This is a genomic window from Micromonospora sp. D93, assembly GCF_018070365.1.
GTDB classification, from domain to species: Bacteria; Actinomycetota; Actinomycetes; order Mycobacteriales; family Micromonosporaceae; genus Micromonospora; species Micromonospora ureilytica.
This window is the reverse complement of sequence record NZ_JAGPXW010000029.1, coordinates 18,676-40,079: the sequence shown is the minus strand read 5'-3', so window position 1 is coordinate 40,079 and position 21,404 is coordinate 18,676. Positions and strand designations below refer to the sequence as shown.

Annotated in this window: 17 protein-coding genes; 4 read left to right on the top strand and 13 right to left on the bottom strand. The window is 73.1% G+C overall.

From position 1 onward, the window contains the following. Positions 1–4: 4 nt before the first annotated feature. Positions 5–2,569, top strand: a complete 2,565-nt coding sequence (gene otsB, locus KBX71_RS26415; RefSeq protein WP_210820561.1) for a trehalose-phosphatase — start codon at positions 5–7, stop codon at positions 2,567–2,569. A 51-nt stretch (positions 2,570–2,620) separates the two neighbouring features. On the opposite strand, the gene KBX71_RS26410 is transcribed toward otsB, so the two are convergent. From KBX71_RS26410 to cobC, 4 genes are all read right to left on the bottom strand, one after another. Beyond that, positions 2,621–2,803: a hypothetical protein gene (locus KBX71_RS26410; protein ID WP_210820513.1), complete on the bottom strand. Its 183-nt coding sequence runs from the start codon at positions 2,801–2,803 to the stop codon at positions 2,621–2,623. A 458-nt stretch (positions 2,804–3,261) separates the two neighbouring features. Beyond that, a complete protein-coding gene (gene cobA, locus KBX71_RS26405) occupies positions 3,262–4,503 on the bottom strand; it encodes a uroporphyrinogen-III C-methyltransferase (protein ID WP_210820512.1) in 1,242 nt (413 codons plus the stop codon). 40 nt (positions 4,504–4,543) lie between these two features. Continuing rightward, positions 4,544–5,629, bottom strand: coding sequence for a nicotinate-nucleotide--dimethylbenzimidazole phosphoribosyltransferase (cobT, locus tag KBX71_RS26400; RefSeq protein WP_210820560.1), 1,086 nt, complete (start codon positions 5,627–5,629; stop codon positions 4,544–4,546). Then, on the bottom strand, positions 5,629–6,714 hold the full coding sequence (cobC, locus tag KBX71_RS26395; RefSeq protein WP_210820511.1) for an Rv2231c family pyridoxal phosphate-dependent protein CobC: 1,086 nt from the start codon (positions 6,712–6,714) through the stop codon (positions 5,629–5,631). The genes cobT and cobC overlap by 1 nt, the downstream gene beginning before the upstream one ends. A 121-nt stretch (positions 6,715–6,835) precedes the next feature. On the opposite strand from cobC, the gene KBX71_RS26390 reads away from it, so the two are divergent. Then, the gene (locus KBX71_RS26390) at positions 6,836–8,965 is read left to right on the top strand and encodes a transglycosylase domain-containing protein (RefSeq protein WP_210820510.1); all 2,130 of its coding nucleotides are present in this window, start codon (positions 6,836–6,838) and stop codon (positions 8,963–8,965) included. A 25-nt stretch (positions 8,966–8,990) separates the two neighbouring features. Here the strand turns inward: KBX71_RS26390 and KBX71_RS26385 are convergent, their stop codons facing one another. Both KBX71_RS26385 and KBX71_RS26380 read right to left on the bottom strand, forming a co-directional pair. Further along, on the bottom strand, positions 8,991–9,560 hold the full coding sequence (locus KBX71_RS26385; RefSeq protein ID WP_210820509.1) for a GNAT family N-acetyltransferase: 570 nt from the start codon (positions 9,558–9,560) through the stop codon (positions 8,991–8,993). Beyond that, entirely contained in the window at positions 9,557–10,960 is a 1,404-nt protein-coding gene (locus KBX71_RS26380; RefSeq protein ID WP_210820508.1) for a cobyrinate a,c-diamide synthase, read from the bottom strand. The genes KBX71_RS26385 and KBX71_RS26380 overlap by 4 nt, the downstream gene beginning before the upstream one ends. A 205-nt stretch (positions 10,961–11,165) precedes the next feature. Here KBX71_RS26380 and KBX71_RS26375 point away from each other — a divergent pair, with 205 nt between their 5' ends. Then, positions 11,166–11,987 (top strand): SURF1 family protein, encoded by an 822-nt coding sequence (locus KBX71_RS26375; RefSeq protein ID WP_196929852.1) that lies wholly within the window; start codon positions 11,166–11,168, stop codon positions 11,985–11,987. A 10-nt stretch (positions 11,988–11,997) separates the two neighbouring features. Here the strand turns inward: KBX71_RS26375 and KBX71_RS26370 are convergent, their stop codons facing one another. From KBX71_RS26370 to KBX71_RS26350, 5 genes are all read right to left on the bottom strand, one after another. After that, on the bottom strand, positions 11,998–13,590 hold the full coding sequence (locus tag KBX71_RS26370; protein ID WP_247684152.1) for an ATP-dependent DNA ligase: 1,593 nt from the start codon (positions 13,588–13,590) through the stop codon (positions 11,998–12,000). Positions 13,591–13,753: 163 nt separating this feature from the next. Further along, positions 13,754–13,960 (bottom strand): hypothetical protein, encoded by a 207-nt coding sequence (locus tag KBX71_RS26365; RefSeq protein WP_030333429.1) that lies wholly within the window; start codon positions 13,958–13,960, stop codon positions 13,754–13,756. A 78-nt stretch (positions 13,961–14,038) separates the two neighbouring features. After that, entirely contained in the window at positions 14,039–15,382 is a 1,344-nt protein-coding gene (locus KBX71_RS26360; RefSeq protein ID WP_210820559.1) for a dipeptidase, read from the bottom strand. Between the two features lie 36 nt (positions 15,383–15,418). Further along, positions 15,419–16,552: a M48 family metallopeptidase gene (locus tag KBX71_RS26355; RefSeq protein WP_210820506.1), complete on the bottom strand. Its 1,134-nt coding sequence runs from the start codon at positions 16,550–16,552 to the stop codon at positions 15,419–15,421. A 67-nt stretch (positions 16,553–16,619) separates the two neighbouring features. After that, complete coding sequence (locus KBX71_RS26350) at positions 16,620–17,261, bottom strand: uridine kinase (RefSeq protein ID WP_210820558.1); 642 nt, start codon at positions 17,259–17,261, stop codon at positions 16,620–16,622. Between the two features lie 273 nt (positions 17,262–17,534). Between KBX71_RS26350 and KBX71_RS26345 the strand changes: the two genes are divergently transcribed. Continuing rightward, positions 17,535–17,936, top strand: a complete 402-nt coding sequence (locus KBX71_RS26345) for a rhodanese-like domain-containing protein (protein ID WP_210820557.1) — start codon at positions 17,535–17,537, stop codon at positions 17,934–17,936. 910 nt (positions 17,937–18,846) lie between these two features. On the opposite strand, the gene KBX71_RS26340 is transcribed toward KBX71_RS26345, so the two are convergent. Then, positions 18,847–20,388 (bottom strand): cobyric acid synthase, encoded by a 1,542-nt coding sequence (locus KBX71_RS26340; protein WP_210820505.1) that lies wholly within the window; start codon positions 20,386–20,388, stop codon positions 18,847–18,849. Continuing rightward, entirely contained in the window at positions 20,385–21,371 is a 987-nt protein-coding gene (locus KBX71_RS26335) for a cobalamin biosynthesis protein (RefSeq protein WP_210820556.1), read from the bottom strand. Before KBX71_RS26335 ends, KBX71_RS26340 begins: the two co-directional genes overlap by 4 nt. Positions 21,372–21,404: the final 33 nt, after the last annotated feature.

Below are 21,404 nucleotides of genomic sequence, written 5' to 3'. Positions count from 1 at the left end.
GGTCATGGACCCCGAGTTGCGCTCCGCCATCGGCCGGATCGCCCGGGTCCCCCAGCTCCTGGTCGCCTGCGACTATGACGGCACGCTGGCGCCGATCGTGGAGGACCCGAGCACAGCCGTCCCGCTGCCCGAGGCGGTGGCCGCGGTCCGCGCGCTCGCCGCGTTGCCGCAGACCACCGTGGCGGTGGTCTCCGGTCGGGCGCTGCGCGACCTGGCCGCACTCTCGCGGCTGCCCAGCGAGGTGCACCTCGTCGGCAGCCACGGCTCCGAGTTCGACATCGGCTTCGTCGAGCGGCTCTCCCCCGAGCTGGTCGCGGTTCGCCAGCAGGTGCGCAACTCGCTTCGCGAGATCGCCGCCAAGCATCCGGGCATCCGGCTGGAACGCAAGCCGGCAAGCGTCGCGATGCACACCCGCGGTGTCGACCCGCAGATCGCCGCCGCCGCCATCGAGGCTGTCCTCAACGGTCCAGCCACCTTCGACGGCGTCACGGTGACCCAGGGCAAGGAGGTCATCGAGCTGTCCGTCGTGGCCACCCACAAGGGCACCGCACTCGACCAGTTGCGGACCCAGCTCGCCTCCAGCGCGGTGCTGTTCATCGGCGACGACGTCACCGACGAGAACGCGTTCGGTCACCTGCACGGTCCCGACCTCGGCATCAAGATCGGCCCCGGCGACACCAAGGCCAGCTACCGGGTCGGCGACCCGCTGGAGGCCGCTCGGTCGCTGGCGCTGCTGCTGGAGACCCGACGGCACTGGCTGTTCGGCGAGCGGGCGGTGCCGATCGAACGGCACTCCATGCTGGCCAACGGTCGTACCGTCGCTCTGCTCACCCCCGAGGCCAAGGTGAGCTGGCTCTGCCACCCCAAACCGGACTCGGCGGCGATCTTCGCCGACCTGGTCGGTGGCAGCCCGGCCGGTCACTTCAGCGTCGCCCCGGAGCGCGGCGGCATCCCGCTGGGTCAGCGCTACCGCTCCGGCACGATGACCGTGGAGACCCGCTGGTCCGGGCTCACCGTCACCGACTGGCTGGACAAGCCGGCCCGGGAGACCACCCCGGACGACAGCCCGGCGGTCATCACCGGCGACTCGACACTGGTCCGGGTGCTGACCGGCAGCGGCAAGGCCAAGGTGGAGTTCGCGCCGAGGCCCGAGTTCGGTCAGGTCGCCGTGCAGTTGCAGCCGATCGGCGACGGTCTGCTGGTGCTCGGCTCCAACGAGCCGGTCGCGCTCTACGCCCCCGGGGTGGAGTGGGAGGTCGGCAACGACGGCGGGTACGAGACCGCCAAGGCGATCGTCGACCTCTCCGCCGCCGGCGGGCAGGTCGTGCTGGAGCTGCGCTTCGGCACGCACAGCCTGGAGCACCACCGGGTGCCGATCCACGAGCGGCAGGCCGCCGCCGAGCAGCCGTGGAAGGACTGGGTGGCCTCGCTGCGGCTGCCGTCCACCGCTCGTGACCTGGTCGCGCGCAGCGCCCTCACCCTGCGTGGGCTCTGCCACGAAGCCACCGGCTCGATCCTGGCCGCGGCGACCACCTCGCTCCCCGAGGAGCTGGGCGGGGTCCGCAACTGGGACTACCGCTACTGCTGGCTGCGCGACGCCGCGCTGACCGCCCGCGCGCTTGTGGACCTGGGTTCCGTCGAGGAGGCCGAGGCGCTGCTGCGCTGGGTGGACGGCTGCATCGAGCGCACCGGCGGGCACCCGGAGCGCCTGCACCCGCTCTACACCATCGACGGCTACGAGCTGGGCGCCGAGGCGGTCATCGACACGCTGCCCGGGTACGCCGGCTCCCGGCCGGTCCGGGTCGGCAACCTCGCCAACCACCAGTTGCAGCTGGACGTCTTCGGCCCGATCGCCGACCTGATCGCGGCAGTCGCCGACGCTCGCGGTTCGGTCCGCGACGACGAGTGGCGGGTCCTGGAGAACATGGTCGAGGCGGTCCGCCGCCGCTGGCACGAGCCCGACCACGGCATCTGGGAGGCGCGGCTGCCACCCCGGCACCACGTGTTCTCCAAGGTGATGTGCTGGATGACCGTCGACCGCGCACTGCACGTGATGCGCGAGCACGGCGGCGAGGACCGGCCCGAGTGGAAGGACCTGCGGGACCGGATCGGCGCCAACGTGCTGGAGCACGGCTGGCACTCCGACGTCGAGGCGTACAGCGTCGCGTACGGGGACGAGGACATGGACGCCTCGTCACTCTGGATCGGGCTCTCCGGCCTACTCCCGGGCGACGACCCGCGCTTCCTGTCCACCGTCCTGCGCATCGAGGCGGACCTGCGCAGCGGCCCGGTCGTCTACCGCTACCACTGGGACGACGGCCTGCCCGGCCGTGAGGGCGGTTTCCACATCTGCACGGCGTGGCTGATCGAGGCGTACCTGCGCACCGGCCGCCGCACTGACGCCGAGGAGCTGTTCGCGCAGATGGTGCTGACCGCCGGCCCGACCGGCCTGCTCCCCGAGCAGTACGACCCGCTCGCCGAGCGCGGCCTGGGCAACCACCCGCAGGCGTACAGCCACCTCGGGTTGATCCGCTGTGCCCTGCTGCTGGACAACATGCTCAAGCAGTAGTTGGATCGCACGCGTGAAGGGGCCGGAGCGCTTGCGCTCCGGCCCCTTCAGTCAGTGTGGGTACGGCAGGTTCGGTTGCCACCCGTACAGGTGGGCCCCGAGGTCGGTGGGCACCGTCCAGTGCGCGTACGGCACCGGAAGCCCCTGTGCCTGCCGGCTGTCACGCCAACCTCGGTACGCCGCGTCCAGCCGCCAGGGCGCGAGGTCGGCGAGACCGCGGTAACCCACATCCACCCGTTGTAGGGGTCAACCTCGCCGAGGGACCCCAGCCGCATCAACAGCGCCCGGTCTCCCGTGAACTGCACCGAGCAGGCCGGGCCGTCAGGTTGTGGAGCTGCTTGGGCCGTAAGGGATTCCCTGACCCCCTCGTCACCTTGAAGGTGGGCCGTGTCTGGGACGGCAAATCAGTGCGAGCCTGGATCGGCGAGAACCGCCCCGGCCCAGCCGACGAGGACTGACCGACCGCAGCAACCGGCAGCTGGCAATCTTGGACACTTTCCGTTAGCGCGTAACGGAACGTGTCCAAGATCTACCCTGCCGGCACCCTCCCAGGCCCGATCGGCATCGCCAGCACGGTCGGAACAGACCATCAGCCGGTGACTCTTCACCCGGACCGGCGGAACGCCACGGCAGGGACCTCGATGAGGCTCGGGTGCACCGCCGGGTGTGCCGCCGCAGCGTTCGGTCGCCGGTCAGCCGTCGAGGGCGTCCACCACGTCGCCCACCACCACCACGGCGGGCGGGCGCAGGTCGGCGGCGAGCAGGTCGGCAGCCACCTCGCCCAACGTGGACCGCAGGACCCGCTGGGTGCCTGTGGTGGCTTCCTGGACGACGGCGGCCGGCGTCTGCGGCGACCGACCGTGGGCGATCAGGGTGGCCGTGATAGCGGCGAGGTTCTTGAGCCCCATCAGGATCACCAGGGTGCCGTGCAGGCCGGCGAGGGCGTCCCAGCGCACCAGTGAGGCCGGCGAGTCGGGTGCCAGGTGCCCGGAGACCACTGTGAACTCGTGCGCCACCCCCCGATGGGTGACCGGGATGCCCGCTGCGGCCGGCGCGGCGATCGAGCTGGTCACCCCGGGCACCACTGTCACCGGCACGCCGGCCGCCGCGCAGGCCAGCAGCTCCTCGCCGCCACGGCCGAAGACGTACGGGTCGCCGCCCTTGAGCCGCACCACGAAGGCACCGGCCAGGGCACGGTCGACAAGGATCTGGTTGATCTCCTCCTGGGCCCGGGACGGGCCGTAGGGGATCTTCGAGGCGTCCACCAGCTCGACGTCCGGGCGTAGCTCGTCGAGGAGCAGCCCGGGCACCAGGCGGTCGGCGACCACCACGTCGGCCTCGGTGAGCAGCCGCCAGCCCTTCACGGTGATCAGCTCCGGGTCGCCCGGCCCGGCACCGACCAGCGCCACCCGCCCGGCCTGCCGTCCGCCGGTCGTCTCGGCCGAAGCGTCGGGCCGGCCAGCGATTCCGTCCGGTGCCAGGCGCACGGCCAGGAGGTCGCGGATGGCGTCGCGGACGGTCATCGCCCGGCGCGGGTCGCCGCCGCCGAGCACCGCCACGGTGACCGGGCCGTGCCGGGTCACGGCCGGCGTCCAGGCGGTGGCGGCGGTCCGGTCGTCGGCTCGGACGCAGAAGATCCGCCGCTCGGCGGCCACGGCGCTCACCGAGGCCGCCGCCAGCGGGTCGTCGATCGCCACGTGGACCAGCCACGCGCCGTCCAGGTCCTCCGGCACGAACCGGCGCGGCACCCAGTGCAGCCGACCCGCGTCGGCCCGGGCACGCAGCGCCGGGGTCAGCTCCGGGGCCACCAGCAGGACGTCCGCGCCGGCGTCGAGCAGCGCGGGCACCCGCCGGGTGGCGACCGCGCCACCGCCCACCACGACCACCCGCCGTCCGTGCAGCCGCAAACCCAGGGGGTACGGATTGGAGGTCACGCCGCACCACCGAGGCGGACTGCTCGTTCGCTGCGCGTGCTCACTTCTCGGCCACCCCTGCGGAGTCGAAGGTGGCCACCTCGTGCAGCACCCGGACCGCGCCGGTGACCACTGGCAACGCCAGCAGCGCGCCGGTGCCCTCGCCGAGGCGCAGCCCCAGGTCGATCAGCGGGTCGAGGCCGAGGTGGCGCAGCGCCACAGTGGCGCCGGGCTCGGCCGAACGGTGACCGGCGACCATGGCGCAGACCGCCGTCGGGGCGAACGCGGCGGCGGCGAGCGCGGCCGAGACCGCGATCACGCCGTCCAGCAGCACCGGTGTGCGGCGGGCTGCGGCCCCGAGGATCAGCCCGGCCAGGGCGGCGTGCTCCAGACCACCGACGGCGGCCAGCACTCCCAGCGGGTCGGCCGGGTCGGGGGTGTGCCGGGCCAGCGCGGCCCGCACCACGGCCACCTTGCGCGCGTACGTCGGGTCGTCGACCCCGGTGCCCCGACCTGTGGTGTCGAGCGGGTCGGCACCGGTGAACGCGGCGATCAGCACGGCGGCCGGCGTGGTGTTGGCGATGCCCATGTCACCGGTGAGCAGGATGCCGGCGCCGGCGTCGATCAGCTCGTCGGCGATCCGGATGCCTGTCCGCACCGCCGCAAGCGCCTCGTCCCGGGTCAGCGCGGCGGTCATCGTGAGGTCGCGGGTGCCCCGGCGGACGGAGGCGACGACCAGCCGGGGCACGGCCGGATCGAGCACGGCTGGGTCGGCGGCCGGGTCGGTGGGCAGCGGGGTGGCCACGCCGACGTCGACCACTGTGACCGAGGCGCCGGCCTGCCGGGCGAACGCGTTGACCACCGCTCCACCGGCCAGGAAGTTGCCGATCATCTGAGCGGTGACCTCCTGCGGCCAGGGGCTCACCCCCTGGGCGTGCACCCCGTGGTCGCCGGCGAAGATCGCCACCGCGGCCGGCTCGGGCAGCGGCGGCGGGCAGGCTCCGGCCAGGCCGGCGAGGCGTACCGACAGCTCCTCCAGCGCGCCCAGCGAGCCCGCCGGCTTGGTCAGCCGGCCGTGCAGCTCCCGGGCGGCGGCCATGGCCGCTTCGTCCGCCGGGCGGATCGCCGCGATCGTGGTCTCCAGCATCATGCCTCCATGATTTCGCGCAGCACGTCGATGAACGCGTCGGTGGTGTTGCGGTCCCGTACCGCCACCCGCAGCCAGTCCGGGCCGAGGCCGGGGAACGTGTCGCCTCGGCGCACCGCCCAGCCGCGCTCGCGCAGGGCGGCCCGGATCGCTGTCGCGCCCGGCAGGTGCAGCAGGACGAACGCGCTGGCGGGACGCCCCGCGACGCGTACACCGGGCAGGTCGGTGAGGCGCGCGACCAGGTGGTCGCGGTCGGCGGCGAGGTCGGCGGCGATCGCGCGTTCGGCCCGGACCGCGACGGCGCTGGCGCAGGCCGACGCGGCCGCCAACGCGGGCGTGGAGACGGCCCAGAGCGGTTGGACGGCGGCCAGCCGGGACAGCAGCTCCGCAGCGCCGAGCAGGTAGCCGATCCGCAGGCCGGCCAGGCCCCACGTCTTGGTGAGGCTGCGCACCACGAGCAGCCCGGGCAGGTCGCGGCGTTCGGCCAGCGACTCCGGTTCGCCGGGGTGGCCGGAGGCGATCGTGGTGTCGGCGAACGCCTCGTCGACCACCAGCACCCGGCCGGGGCGGGCCAGCGCGGCCACCGCCTGGGCGGGGTGCAGCACCGAGGTCGGGTTCGTGGGGTTGCCGATCATCACGAGGTCGGCGTCGGCGGGCACCCGGGACGGGTCGAGCCGGAAACCGTCGGCGGCGTCGAGCAGCACCCGCTCGACCGGGTGTCCGGCGGCCCGCAGCGCCGCCTCCGGCTCGGTGAACTGTGGGTGCACCACCACGGGGCGACGAACGCCGCGCAGCGCCTGGGCGATCAGCACGAAGCCCTCGGCGGCGCCGGCGGTGAGCAGCACCTCGTTCGGGTGACGGCCGTGGCGGGCGGCGACCGCCGCGCGGGCCGGCACCGGGTCCGGATAGCGGGCCAGATCGGTCAGGGTCGCGGCGATCGGGTCGGCCAGCCAGGCGGGAGGCCGCGCCCGACGGACGTTGACGGCGAGGTCGATCAGGCCGGCGGTCGCCTCCGCGTCGCCGTGGTGGGCGAGGTCCGGCTCGACCCCGGTGGGCGGGGTGGCCGTGCTCGGCTGATCGGACATGTCCGCGATCCTGCCGGGAAGGTGGCCGGTGGGACAGTCGATCTCGACGTAAGCCACGTCACCACCCGCCGGTTTAAGAGTTCTTCTCATGTACGAATCGGAAATGTCATAACTTGGCCAGGTGAGCAACCGACCCCTTGCTGCCGCTGGTCGACTCGTCCCACTCCTCCGCGCCGGACTGATCGCCGGAATCGTGATCGCCGCCGCCGCCTATCCACTGGTCGCCCTCACCGGGCTCGGCGCGAAGGCCACCGCGCACGCCGTGGACCAGAAGACCCGGGTGCTGAAAACCGCACTGCCCGCCGAGACCTCGTACGTCTACGGCCCGGACGGCAAGACCGTCCTGACCATGTTCTACGAGGAGTACCGGCAGTACACCAAGCTGTCGGACATGTCGCCGAACATCCAACAGGCGATCATCGCCGCCGAGGACTCCCGCTTCTACCAGCACCACGGCGTCGACCCCAAGGGCGTGGCCCGCGCCTTCGTCTCCAACGCCCGCTCCGGCGGCTCCCAGGGCGCCTCGACGCTGACCATGCAGTACGTCCGGATGGCCCTGCGGGACAGCGCGACCACGCCCAAGGAGGTCCAGGAAGCCACCCAGCAGACCAGCCTGCGCAAGGTCAAGGAGATGCGGATGGCGCTGGACCTGGAGAAGGAGATCAGCAAGGAAGAGATCATGGAGCGCTACCTGAACTCGGCGTACTTCGGGCACCGGGCGTACGGCATCTACGCCGCCAGCGAGATCTTCTTCTCCAAGACCCCGAAGGACCTCACCCCGGTCGAGGCCGCCACCCTCGCCGGACTGGTCAAGTCCCCCTCCGAGTACGACCCGGCCGACTCCGACCAGAAGGAGGCCACCGGGCGGCGTAACTACGTGCTGGACCGGATGAGCCAACTCGGCTACCTCTCCCCCGACTCGGCCGCCGCCGCCAAGTCCGAACCGATCCGGCTCAAGCTCACCACCCCGCCGCACGACTGCGCGGCGGTGCCGGAGAAGTACAACAGCTGGGGCTTCGCCTGCGACTACCTGAAGAACTGGTGGAGCGCGCAGCCCGCGTTCGGGGCGAACCGGCTGGAACGGATGGACAACCTGCGCCGGGGCGGCTACCGGATCGTGCTCAGCCTCGACCCGAAGATCCAGGCGGCGGCGGAGAAGAACGTCGGCGCCAAGGAGGCCACCGGCAGTCCGTTCGCCAACGGCATCGTGGTCTCCGAGCCGGGCACCGGGCGGGTGAAGGCCATGGCGGTGAACCGGACGTACTCCCTGGACCTGGCCGACAACCCGCAGAGCTCCAACCCGGAGGCCGGGCCGAAGGTGAAGGCCAACTACCCGAACACCGTGGCACCACTGCTCGGCGGCGGTGACCTGGCCGGCTACCAGGCCGGGTCGACGTTCAAGATGTTCCCGATGCTGGCCGCGCTCGACGCGGGGATGACCCTCTCGACCTCGTTCAACGCGCCCTACCGCTACCGGTCCGAGGTCTACGACGGATGGTCGCCCTCCAACGCCAGCGGCGCCATGTCCGGCCAGCAGACCATGTGGTCCGGCTTCGGCAAGTCGGTGAACACGTACTTCGTGTGGCTGGAGGAGAAGGTCGGCGCGGACCGGGCCGTCCGGTTGGCCGAGCAACTCGGGCTGCGGTGGCGCACCGACGTCGACCGGGACCACGCGTCCCCGGACAAGGCTAAGAAGTGGGGCGCGTTCACCCTGGGCGTCTCCGACGCCACCCCGCTGGAGATGGCGAACGCGTACGCCGCCATCGCGGCCGACGGCCGCTACTGCGAGGCCATCCCCGTACAAGCGATCATGAACCGGGACGGCACGCCCGCCACGTACGCCACAGCGGGCGGCCTCCACCGCGAGGTGGCCAAGCCGCGCTGCCGGCAGGTCGTGAGCGCGGACGCCGCGCGGGCGGCCACCGACGCGGCCCGCTGCCCGACCGGAGACACCCCGGCGCGCGGCAGCTGCGGCGGCTGGTCCACCGCCGACAGCGTGCGGGGAACCGTCGGACGCCCGGTGGCCGGCAAGACCGGTACGACCGACAGCACCCGATCGGCCTGGTTCGTGGGCTACACCCCGGAGTTGGCAGCGGCGAGCTTCATCTCCGACCCGGACAATCCGTTCAACGCCGTTGGTGACGGGCAGTCCCAGATCCCGATCAAGGCGGTTTCGGAGACCCTGCGTGACGGCCTGAAGGGCACACCGACCCGCCAGTTCACCCCACCGTCGGACGCCATCGTCGGCTGACGGCCGGTAGGTCGGTGCGCGTGGCTCAGCGCAGGTCGGCGGCGACGAACGACCAGACCTCCAGGTCCACCCGACCGCCGCTGACGAACCCGGCGTTACGCAGCAGACCCTCGTAGCTGAACCCGGCCTTCTCGGCGACCCGGCGCGAGGCCAGGTTGCCGGGTGCCACCCGCAGCTCGACCCGTTGGAAGCCGTGCTCCAGAATCAGCGCGATGGCCACCGCGTCGACCGCCTCGGCGGCGAGGCCGAAGCCCCGCGCGTGTGCCGCCATCGCGTAGGAGATCTCGGTGAGGCGGGCGCCCCAGTCGGTGCGCCTCGTCCACAACGAGCCCACCACCTGGTCGTCCTCCCGCCGGAGCACCGCGTAGTGGTCGCCCTCCCCACTGTCGCGCCGCTGCCGGGCCAGGTCGGTGCACCACGCCAGCCCGTCGATCGGGCCGGAGTCGTCGGGCAGCGGCAGCCAACGCCGGGTCAGCTTGTCGGCGAAGATCTCCCCGGCCGCCGCCGCGTCGGCCGCCAGGAGCTGACGCACCTCGGTACGCGGGGTGGAAACGGTCAACGCCGGGAATCGGCGCACCGCCACCTGACCGATCACACCGACACCTCGCCCGACTGCGCGGGTACCACCTCGCTCGTCGGGTCGGCTGCCGCGGCGGCGACCAACCGCGCCGCCGTCGCCGGATGGCTGGCCCAGTGCACTGTGAGCTGCGAGGCGTGCACGTTGCGCCAGACGAAGCCCTCCGGCGCGCCCCCGTCCCAGCTCCAGGCCGGGCGCTGACCGGCGCGGGGGGTGAGCACCGCGCGGTGCGCCTTGTGCCCGACCAGCACAGTGCCGGTGGCGGCGACCACGCTGTCGGTCTGGGCGGTCGCCTCCCGGTAGCCGGCCACCACCCCGTCCCGGCTGACGCCTACCGCGTCCAGGACACCGCACATCGGCAGCCCGTCCAACTCCCGAGCCAGCCAGAGCAACCCGGCGCCCTCGGCGATCACCGGACGCCCGGTCCGCGCCAACTCGGCCACCGCGATGCAGAGCCGCCGGTTGGCCGACAACTGCTCGGCGTACGCCTCGGGCAGCGCGCCACCGACGACCAGCGCGCGGGTGCCGACCGGCAGCGCCTCGTCGCGCAGCGGGTCGACGACGACGACCTCGGCGCCGGCGGCCCGGAGCAACTCGGTGGTCTCCGGGTGGCTGAAGCTGCCACCCGGCCCGCCGGCCACCGCCACCAACGGACGGTTCGCCGGGGCCGTGAACGTGCCGAGGGCCTCCTCGGGAGACCAGGCCGGCGTCGGCAGCGGCGGGGCGGAGCGGGCCAACCCGAGCAGCCGTTCCAGATCGACAGTGGCGGCGACGGCCTCGCCCAGCCGGCGCACCGCACGGACGGCGTCGGCCGAGTCGTCGACCACCGGTGCCACACCGTGCCGCCGCGACGGCAGCACCGCCGGCAGGTCCTGGCGACGCAACGCGCCGTAGACCGGCACTCCCACGTCGTCCAACGCCTCGCGCAGCATCCCCTCGTGCCGCGACGACGCCACCCGGTTGAGGATCACCCCACCGAGCCACAACTGCTCGTCGTACGAGCGGAAACCGTGCACCAGGGCCGCCACCGACTGGCCCATCGCGGCCACGTCGACAACGAGCACCACCGGGCTGCGCAGCGCGGCGGCCGCGGCGGCCGTGGACTCCTGCTCGGGACGGCCGCCGACCGAGTCGTACAAGCCCATGCTGCCCTGCACCACGGCGAGCCCGGCACCGGCGGCGCCGTGCGCCACCAGCGGGGCGAGCCGGTCGATGCCGACCAGCCGGGGGTCGATCACCCGACCTGGCCGACCGGAGGCGAGACCGAGGTAGGCGGCATCGACGTGGTCCGGCCCGAGCTTGAACCCGGCGACGTCGACCCCTCGCTCGGCCAGGGCGGCGAGCAGCCCGATCGCCAGCGCGTTCTTACCGTGCCCGGAGGACGGCGCGCTGAGCACCAGGCGCGGCACGACGGTCATCATCGACTCCTCGCGAGCGGTGGCGGGTACGCGACGGGACGACCGAGGCCGATCCGTCGGCGTGACGATACCCGCCCGGCTGGAGGCGCGAGCACCGCCAACCGGGGCGGCCGGCCCGGCCCTGGCAGGGCCCCTGGCGACGGCCCCGGCCCGGTCCGGCCCGGTCCAGCTCAGTGGCGCCGGTCATACGAGTAGCCTCGGTGCCGTGTACCGGTTCCTGCTGAGCCCACGTTGGCTGGGCGCTCTCGCGCTGACCCTTGTCGCGGCCGCCGTCATGGTCTTCCTCGGCAACTGGCAGCTGGACCGCTACCGGGGGCGCACCGAGGTCAACGAGCGGATCGACGCGGGCCAGCGGATGGCTCCCGCGCCGCTCGCCGACGCGCTGCGCGCTCCCGCCGGCGGCGCCGGAACCACGGGTCCGGCGCCCGCCGAGGACAAGGTCTGGACCCGGGTCACCGTCACCGGCCGGTACGACCCCACGAACACCGTGCTGGTCCGTGGCCGGACGGTGGACAGCCGGGTCGGCTTCGAGGTGCTCACCCCGCTGGTGCTCACCGATGGCACTGCGCTGTTGGTGGACCGGGGCTGGATCCCGCCGGCGCCCGGTGGGGCGACCGCCCAGCCGTCGGTGCCGGCCGCACCGACCGGCGACGTGACGGTTGTCGGTCGGGTGCACGAGACCGAGAGCGGCGCCGGCGCGGTGGCCCGACGCGACGGGCTGCTGGAGATCCGGCGGATCGGGGTGTCGCGGCTGGCCGGCGAGCTTCCCTACCCGGTCTACGGCGCGTACCTGCTGCTCGACGAGCAGACCCCGGCAGCCGATCCGGTGTTCAAGGCGGTGCCGGTCGGGCACGCCAACAACTGGCAGAACTTCGGCTACGTCGTGCAGTGGTGGCTCTTCGCGGTGATGGCTCTCTTCGGTTACGGCTGGGTGGCCCGTCGAGAGGCCCGCCGGGCCGCCGGCATCGGCACCACCCCGGCTCCGCTGGACCGGGCCGCCGAGCCGACGCCGACCGCGTCCGCCTGACCTCGCCCGGTCAGCCGCTCACGCGGCCGGCGTGGATGGCGCGGACCGCGTCGATGGTGTCGGCCTCGGCGGCTGACTTGTCGTCGCGGTAGCGCACCACCCGGGCGAACCGCAGCGCCATCCCACCGGGATAGCGCGAGCTGGTCTGCACCCCGTCGAAGGCGATCTCCACCACCTGCTCGGGTCGGACCCGGACCACCCAGTCGCCGCGTTCCACGGCGAGGTCGAGGAACCGCTCGGTCTGCCACCGCAGCAACTCGTCGGTGAGCCCCTTGAACGTCTTGCCGAGCATCACGAACTCGCCGGTGCGCGCGTCACGGGCCCCCAGATGCAGGTTGGACAGCCAGCCCTTGCGTCGGCCACTGCCCCACTCGACGGCGAGCACCACCAGGTCGAGGGTGTGCCGCGGTTTCACCTTGACCCAGGCGGCACCGCGTCGGCCGGCGTCGTAGGGGGCGCCGGGCGCCTTGACCACCACGCCCTCCTGCCCGGCGTCGAGCGCCGCGGCGAACGCGGCGGCCGCCTGCTCCGGATTGTCGACCTCCATGCGCCCGACCAGCAGCGACGAGTCCACCGAACCGGCGAGGGCGGCCCACCGCTCCCGGCCGGGACTGTCGATCAGATCCTGGCCGTCGAGGTGCAGCAGGTCGAAGAAGTACGGAGTGAGGACCGTCGCGCCCGTACTGGCGGCCGCCGCGAGCACCGCCGGGGCGACAGGTGTGCGGCCGGTGGTGCTGGGGGTGGTGCGCCGGGCGGCGCGACTCGACGTCTGCTGGAACGGGAGCGGGCGGCCGGTCTGGTCCAGGCCGATCGCCTCGCCGTCGAGGACAAACTCGCGGCCGGGCAGGGCACGGACGGCGGCGACCACCTCGGGCACCCGGCTGGTGATCTCGTCGAGGCTGCGGGTGAACACCGCGATGTCGGCGCCGGAGCGGTGCACCTGGATGCGAATGCCATCGAGCTTCACGTCGACCACCGCCGGGCTGCCGGTGGCGGCGAGCGCCTCGTCGACCGAGGGGGCGCTCTGCGCGAGCATCGGCGCCAACGGTCGACCGACCTGCAGACCGAACCCGGCCAACTCGGCGGCCCCTCCGGCCAGCGCGGCCACCGCCACGGCCCGGAGATCACCGGCGAGCAGCAGCGCCCGGCGGACCGCCGCCACCGGCACCTCGGCGGCCCGGGCGACAGCATCCGCGAGGAGCCCGGCCTGGGCGCCCTGGCGCAGCTCGCCACTGAACAGGCCGGTGAGCAGGCGCTGCTCGTCGGCCGTCGCCGCCGCGTAGAGGGCGCCGAGCAGCGCCCGACGCCGCGCCTGCGAGCCCGAGCCGTGCACTGCGGCGATCTGCGCGATGGCCGCGTCCACGGCTGCCACCGTCAACGTCGGCTCGGCGGCCGGTGGCGGCAGGTCACGCAGGCTCGCGTAGCCGACCCCGGTCTGCCGTTGGCGCAGCTCACCGGCCAGATAACCGGCGCCCGGCTCGACCTCGTCGGGGTCGAGCCGGCGCAGCGCGTCAGCGAGCAACTCCACCTTGGCCCGTCGGCCGCTGGTGGCGCCGACGGCGGCGGACGTGGCTGCCAGATCGAGGAACCGCACGCAGCTCATCCTGCCAGTCACCTCCGACACCGCCCGGGCATTGCCGTGCCCGGGCGGTGTCGGCAGGGAGCCGCCCACTCACGCGGACGACGGCTCAGGGCCGGTTTCATGAGGGCGGTCGAGCCGAGGCGGAGTCCGGACGACGACCGGCCAGTTCTTATGAAACCGGCCCTTAAGCGGAGACGGGCTCCTCGATGCGCAACCCTCGGGCGCGGACCTCGCCGGCGACCCGGGAGAGCACCGAGTCGAGGGCGACCAGTGCGGCGGAGAGTTCACCGAGCTGTTCATTGAGCGTGTCCTCGGACCACGCGGAGACATCGACATCTCCCAGCGCGCTGACAGCGGCCCCCAACCGGGCCATCACCTCGTTCGTACTCATGTACGAAAGGCTATAACAGGTGGTCGTCCGACACGCCGTAAACCCCCAGATCAGGGCCCAAAGTTGCCGCACTGGAACCTAACCGCCCACCGCCGCCACGTTGCGCAGGAGAAGCGCCTCGGCGAGACAGACCCGGGCGAACTCCCCCAGGTGCAGACTCTCGTTCGGGCCGTGCGCGCGGGCGTGCGGATCCTCCACGCCGGTCACCAGGATCGCCGCCTTCGGGAACATCTCCTGGAAGGTGGCGATGAACGGAATCGAGCCGCCGACGCCGATGTCCACCGGGTCGGTGCCGTCCCAGGCGGTCCGGAAGGCCGAACGGGCGGCATCGAACATCGGCCCGGACGCGTCGATCACGCACGGGTCACCGTCGTGTTCGAAGCTGACAGTCACCTGCGCGCCCCACGGCGCGTGCTGCTCCAGGTGGGCGCGCACCGCCGCGTACGCCCGCTTGGGGTCGTCGCCCGGGGCCAGGCGGATGCTGAGCTTCGCCTTCGCGGCCGGAACCAGGGCGTTCGGCGCCTCGCCGGTGGATGGCGCGTCGACACCGAGGATGGCCAGCGCCGGCTTGGTCCAGAGCCGGTCGGTGATCCGGCCGGTGCCGATGAACTGCACGCCGTCGGCGAGCCCAGCCTCGGCCCGGACCCGGTCCTCCGGGTAGTCGACGGCGGCGCCCTCCCGGCCCACCAGCCCGTCCACTGCCACGTTCCCGGCGTCGTCGTGCAGCGTCGCCAACAACCGGACCAGCGCGGTGAGCGCATCCGGCACGGCGCCGCCGAACATGCCGCTGTGCACCGCGTGGTCCAGCGTGCGCACCTCGACGAAGCAGTTCACGATGCCCCGCAGCGAGGTGGTCAACGCCGGTACGCCGATGTCCCAGTTGCCGGAGTCCGCGATCACGATGACATCCGAGGCGATCTCGTCGCGGTGATCGGCAAGCAGTTGCTCCAGCGAGTCGGAGCCGTACTCCTCCTCGCCCTCGATGAACAGGACCACGCCGACCGGCAGCGCGTCACCGTACGCGCGCAGCGCCGCGACGTGCGCCATGATGCCGGCCTTGTCGTCGGCCGCGCCCCGGGCGTAGAGCCGGCCGTCCCGTTCCACCGGCTCGAACGGGTCGGACTCCCACAGCGACCGGTCGCCGACCGGCTGGACGTCGTGGTGCGCGTAGAGCAGCACGGTGGGCGCACCGGGCGGGGCGGCCCGACGGCCGATCACCGCGGGCTGGCCGCCGGAACGCACGATGTCGACGTCCAGGCCACAGCCGCGCAGCAACTCGGCGACCGCCTCGGCGGAGCGTTCCACGTGCGAGTGGTCGAAGCCCTCGAAGGCGATGCCGGGGATGCGGACGAGGCGCTCCAGATCGGCGCGTACGCCGGGCATCTCCCGCTCGACGGCGGCCCGCACCTCGGACTCGGACATGATCGGTGAGGTCATGACCGGCATCGTATGCCGGCCTTACCGGGGCGTGCCGGCGGAGCCCGTACCGTCACCGTTCTCCGTGGGACCGGCGCCGGGAGCGGCCCGGCCGGCGCGGTGTGCGCGGCCCGCCGCCTCGGTGGCCGCGTCCATCCACGAACGGGCCCGGCCGGCGGTGCCGCCCACCCACTCGCCGACGTCGCTCGCGCCGTCGCCGAGCCGCCGCAGCAACCCGACAAGTGGATCGGTGGACCGGCTGAACTCCTCCCGGTACGACTCGGCAGCCGCCTTGATCTCCTCCGAGACGCTTGTCGAGCCGTCGTCCTCACGGCGCGGATAGTCCCCGGCCAGCACCCGCCCGTACGCCCCGGAGTCGATCCACTGGCGCAGCTGCGCCGCCCGCGCCACCGGCGCCGGGTGGGTGCTCCACGCCGTCATCCGGATCTTGTGCAGGCTGTCGCGCAGGTCGCCCCCACCGGCGTACTCGGCGGCCTGCTCCAGGAAGGCCGTCGTGTCGACCTGGGACAGGTCACCGCCACCGGCCAGCTTCATCAGCAACCGCAGCGCGGCGCCCGGGTCCTGCCCGGCGAGCAGGCCGGCCCGGTCGGCGGAAAGCTCCGCCTTGCGCCACCACTCCAGCATCGCCGCGATGATGGCCCGCAGCGCGATCGCACCGACTGGCAACCAGCTCAGGTTGGCCGCCCACCGGGTGAGGATCATGAGCATGGTCTTGTAGACCGCGTGCCCGCTGCCCACGTGCCCCAACTCGTGGCCGAGCAGGCAGCGCAGCTCGTCCTCGTCGAGTTGCTGCACGCACGCGGAGTTCAGCACGATGAACGGCCGCTCCAGCCCGACCGCCTCGGCGCCCAGCCAAGGCGACTGGGTCACGTACAGCTCGGGCAGTTCGGCCACGTCGAGCGCCGCCGCGGCCTCGGTGTAGCGCTGCCACACCGCCGGGTACTGCCGGTGGTCGACCCGGATGCCGGAGGCCAGCACGGACAACCGGAAACCCCGCTCGTTCCACATACCGAAGAACGCCCTTACCACGTCGTCGAAACCGCGCAGCTCCCGTAGCGCGACCAGGGCGCCCCGGTCGGCCGGATGCTCCCAGGCCCGTGAGCTGATGCCGGTGAGAGTGATCCGACGCCGCGCTGGCGCGTCCGCTGCCGTCATTGTGGCTCCCCCTTCGCCGTAGCTCCCCGCATCGTGCCGCAGTCGCTGGCCGACGTCCATGCCCCGCTCAGCGCAGCCGCACGTAGTACCGGTCCGCGTCATGTGGCAGCGTCGGCGCGCCATCCACCAACAGGTCGGCGTGGGTCGCGGTCTCGTCGACGGCGAAGTGCGCCCGCTCCCCCTCGTGCCAGCGCCGCAGCTCGGGCAGGATCTCCGGCCCGTCCCGGGCGACCGCGCGCGCCAGCCGCAGCGACGCGGGCGCGGTGACGAACACGGCAAGCGTCAGCTCCGGCCGGACGACCGCACGGGCGGCACTGACCCCCTCGACCACCAGCACCGGAGCCACCGGAACCGGAACCGGCCGGGGCAGGAAGCACTGCCGAACCCAGCTGTACCGCAGGTAGGCGCCCGGCTCCCCGTTGCGCAGCGGGGCAAGCACCCACTCGTTGAGCCGGGGCCAGAAGGTGAGCTGGTCGTCCCACCCGTCGAGCAGGTCGTCGGTGTGCACCACCGGCGGTCGGCCACCGAGCGGCCCCGCCAGGGCGTCCGCGAGCCGCGCGGCGAAACGGCTCTTACCCGCGCCGCTCGGCCCGTCGACCGCGACCAGCCGGGTCCGCCCCAACCGCGTCGGGCCCGCGAGCACCCGACGAGCCAATTCGGCGTACGCCTCGACAACCGCGACGGTCGACCCGCCAGTTCCCGGGCTCAGCTCAGCCTCGCGTGGTGCATGACCGAAGTATGCCGCCACCGCTGCCGGACAGGGTGATCGACTCCGATTCACTGACGTCGCGGTATCCCTGTTGGCCCGTGTCGATCATGCTGGTTGAGGGGCCAGGGCGGGCCACGCCGACACGTCCGGCTGACCGCCCTGGCCGGTCACCATCACGTCCGGGGGAATTGGTGCGGCGACGGGTGACGGGCGGCCCGTTCCCCGCCGGGCGTGCCACCGAATCGGCATGATCGGGTGGTGCTCCGAGACGTGATGAGCCCCGGTATAGACGCCCTACTCGAACAGGCCCGCGCCGGGCTGCACCGACTGACTCCGCAGCAGACCGTCGAGGCGGTCCGCGGCGGCGCGTTGCTGGTCGACACCCGCACCGAACTACAGCGCCGAGAACAGGGCGACCTGCCGGGCGCGGTCGTCATCGACCGGACCGTACTGGAGTGGCGCCTCGATCCGGCCAGCGCCTGGCGGATCCCGGAAGCCACCGGGTACGACCGGGAGATCGTGCTGGTGTGCCGGCAGGGCTACAGCTCAAGCCTCGCCGCCGCCAGCCTGCAGACCCTCGGGCTGCGCCGGGCCACCGACATGATCGGCGGCGTGGACGCCTGGCTCGCCGCCGGCCTGCCCACCTCCGACCGCCCCGCCGACATCCGCCCTTGAATCCACCCACCTCGCCCCATCCCGCCGTCGGGCCCGCCGTCGAGCCTGCCCCGAGCGGGCGGTCGGCGCAAGATCGCGCTCGATCCAGGAAACAGGCCCCTCCCCGCGCGAACGAGGCCCCTACAACAAGGATCGAGCACGATCATGCGGAGGTGGCGACCCGCGACCGCCACCGACACACCCGGGCCGGGCACCCCGGCGCACTTTCCCCGAAACTGCTGCCTCCCGACCGGGTGAGGCAGCAGTTTCCCGGAAAGTGCGCAGATCATGGCCTCTCTTGCGCGGCCACTTCGAGTGGACCCGGCGGGTTGGCGCCGCCAGCTCAAGATCACGCTCAAACCAGGAAACAGGCCCCTCCCCGCACGAACGAGGCCCCTACAACAAGGATCGAGCACGATCATGCGGAAGTAGTGGGGTCCGCGACAGGCGCCCTACCCAGGATCACGCCTCGCCGCCCCGGGCACGGCCCCCGCCCCACGCTCCGCATGGGACAGTGCGCCGGCCACGACGGCGAGCCAGCCACGACAGTGCGCCGGCCACGACGGCGAGCCAGCCACGACAGTGCGCCGGCCACGACGGCGAGCCAGCCACGACAGTGCGCCGGCCACGACGGTGAACCGGCCACGACAGTGCGCCGGCCACGACGGTGAACCGGCCACGACAGTGCGCCGGCCACGACAGTGCGCCGGCCACGACGGTGAACCGGCCACGACAGTGCGCCGGCCACGACAGTGCGCCGGCCGGGACGGTGAACCGGCCGGGACGGTGAACCGGCCGGGACGGTGAACCGGCCACGACGGTGAACCGGCCACGACGGTGAACCGGCCACGACGGTGAACCGGCCACGACGGTGAACCGGCCACGACGGTAAGCCGGTCAAGAGAGCGCGCCGGCCGGGACGGTGAACCGGTCAGGAGGGTGGCGGGCCGGGTGGGATGAAGGGGAGGCCCGCGGGTGGGCCGGCTTCGATGAGACGCCAGAGGGCATCGGTGTCCAGGTGTTCCTCGACCAGGTCGCCGAGCAGGTCGAGTGAGCGTTCCCGGGCGGCGGCGAAGCTGGTGTCCGGTGCGACCCGGAACCCGCTGCGGCCGGCCAGGCGAGCCGCCTCGGTGAGGAACCACCTGCGGAACCCGTCGGACTCGAACGCCCCGTGCCAGTGCGTGCCGTGCACCACGCCGAGCACGGCCCCCTCTCCGACACCGTCGTCGCTGGTCAGCAGCGGGGTCAGGCCGGGGTCGGCCTGTGACACGTACCCATGGTGGATCTCGTAGCCGCGCACCGGGAGGCCGCCGTGGCCGGTGCCCACCGACTGCCGGACGGTTTTGCGCGGATCGAAGGTGATGTCGATGGGCAACAGACCGAGCCCCGGCACGCTGCCCTGCCGACTCTCCACCGGGTCGTGGATGGCGCGGCCCAGCATCTGGAAACCGCCGCAGAGGCCGAGCAGGGGTTTGCCGGCCGCCACGTGGGTGGCCACCGCGTCGGCGAGGCCCGTTTCGCGCAGCCACGCGAGGTCCGCGACGGTGGACTTGGAGCCGGGCAGGACGACCAGGTCGGCGGCGGCCAGCTCGGCCGGCTCGATGGTGAGGCGTACCCGGACGCCCGGCTCGGTGGCGAGCGCTTCCACGTCGGTGGCGTTGCTGATCCGGGGTAGGCGGACGACGGCCACGTCCAGCCATTCGCTGCCGTGCGGGGCCGCGGGTCGGCCGAGCACCCGGCCGTAGGCGAGTGAGTCCTCCGCGTCGAGCCACAGGTCCAGTGCCCAGGGCAGCACCCCGTACGTGGGGCGGCCGGTGACCTGACGCAGCATGTCCAGACCTGGTTGGAGCAGCCCGAGGTCGCCCCGGAACTTGTTGATCACGAAGCCGGCGATCAGCGCCTGGTCGGCCGGGTCAAGCAGTGCCACGGTGCCGAACATCGAGGCGAAGACACCGCCCCGGTCGATGTCGCCGACGACGATGGTGGGCAGGTTGGCGTGCCGGGCCAGCCCCATGTTGACGTAGTCACCGGCCCGCAGGTTGATCTCCGCGGGGCTGCCGGCGCCCTCGCAGATCACCACGTCGTACGTCTCGCGCAGCTCGGCCAGTGCGCCGTACGCGGTCTCGGCGAGCCGGGGACGTAGCTGCCGGAAGGTGCCGGCGGTGATCGTGTCGACCGCCTCGCCCAGCAGCACGACCTGACTGGCCAGGTCGCTGCCCGGCTTCAGCAGCACCGGGTTGAACCGCAGGTCGGGTGCGAGCCCGCACGCCGCGGCCTGCATGGCCTGGGCGCGTCCGATCTCGCCGCCACGCCCGTCCGGCCCGACGACCACAGCCGAGTTGTTCGACATGTTCTGCGCCTTGTACGGCGCCACCTTCACGCCCTGCCGATGCAACCAGCGGCAGATGCCGGCGGTGAGCACGCTCTTGCCAGCATCGGATGTCGTGCCGGCCACCAAAAGCCCGCCGCTCACCGTCCGCTCCCCCGCCGCACCCCGACCAGTGCGTGCCTGCTCACGGCACCGACCAAGCGGCCAAGGGTCACCGGATACGCGGCGGCCAGCCCGACCGCGGCCAGCCCGACCGCGCCGGAGATCCGGGCGGCCCGCTTCAGGTGCCGCGCTTCGGGACGGGGACCGTCGCCGAGAAACGGCCGGACCTCGGAGCGCCCGAAGTAGACGTTGCGCCCACCGAGGCGGACCCCGAGCGCACCGGCCATCGCCGCCTCGCACTGACCGGCGTTGGGGCTCGGGTGGTCGTTGCGGTCCCGCCGCCACACCTGCCAGGCACGCCGGCGGTCCCCGTGCGCGACCGGCGCGACGGCGATGGTGAGCAGACCGGTCAGCCGGGACGGCACGAGGTTGAGCGCGTCGTCCAGCCGAGCGGCCGGTGTGCCGAACCGCGCGTAGCGCGCCGACCGGTGCCCGACCATCGCATCGAGGGTGTTGGCCGCGCGGTAGCCCAGCAGCCCGGGCAGGCCGGCGACCGCACCCCAGAGCAGCGGAGCGACGACCGCGTCGGAGGTGTTCTCCGCGACCGACTCGACTGTGGCACGGGCCAGCTCCGACTCGTCCAGCGTCGACGGGTCCCGCCCACAGAGGTGACCGAGCCGTCGCCGGGCAGCGGGCAGGTCGCCGTCGCGCAGCGTCCGACCCATGACTGTCGCCTCGTGCCGTAGCGTGCGGCCGCCCAGCACGCTCCACGTGCCGGCCGCCACGAGCACCGCCCGGGTCACCGGCCGGTGCCGGGTGGCCGCCGCGGCGACCGCGCCGAGCAACACCGGCCCTCCGACAGCCAGGGCGGTGAATGCCGTACCCGCCGTTCGGTCCGGGCGGTAGAGGCGGCGCTCCAGCGCGCCTGCGGCCTGCCCGAAGCCGGCCACCGGGTGCCACCGGCGGGGGTCGCCGAGCAGCCTGTCCAGCGCGTACCCGGCCAGCAGCCCCACCGCGTTCGCCATCGGCGCTGTCCGTCGCACCCGCACCACCTCCGG

Bases quoted from the DNA above. Each gene is read 5' to 3' on its own strand.
- KBX71_RS26360 (WP_210820559.1), bottom strand. From the start codon at position 15,382: ATGTCCGAGTCCGAGGTGCGGGCCGCCGTCGAGCGGGAGATGCCCGGC.
- KBX71_RS26345 (WP_210820557.1), top strand. From the start codon at position 17,535: ATGAGCCCCGGTATAGACGCCCTACTCGAACAGGCCCGCGCCGGGCTG.
- KBX71_RS26365 (WP_030333429.1), bottom strand. From the start codon at position 13,960: ATGAGTACGAACGAGGTGATGGCCCGGTTGGGGGCCGCTGTCAGCGCG.
- KBX71_RS26355 (WP_210820506.1), bottom strand. From the start codon at position 16,552: ATGACGGCAGCGGACGCGCCAGCGCGGCGTCGGATCACTCTCACCGGC.
- KBX71_RS26335 (WP_210820556.1), bottom strand. From the start codon at position 21,371: ATGGCGAACGCGGTGGGGCTGCTGGCCGGGTACGCGCTGGACAGGCTG.
- cobC (WP_210820511.1), bottom strand. From the start codon at position 6,714: ATGTCCGATCAGCCGAGCACGGCCACCCCGCCCACCGGGGTCGAGCCG.
- cobT (WP_210820560.1), bottom strand. From the start codon at position 5,629: ATGCTGGAGACCACGATCGCGGCGATCCGCCCGGCGGACGAAGCGGCC.
- KBX71_RS26370 (WP_247684152.1), bottom strand. From the start codon at position 13,590: ATGAGCTGCGTGCGGTTCCTCGATCTGGCAGCCACGTCCGCCGCCGTC.
- otsB (WP_210820561.1), top strand. From the start codon at position 5: ATGGACCCCGAGTTGCGCTCCGCCATCGGCCGGATCGCCCGGGTCCCC.
- KBX71_RS26380 (WP_210820508.1), bottom strand. From the start codon at position 10,960: ATGACCGTCGTGCCGCGCCTGGTGCTCAGCGCGCCGTCCTCCGGGCAC.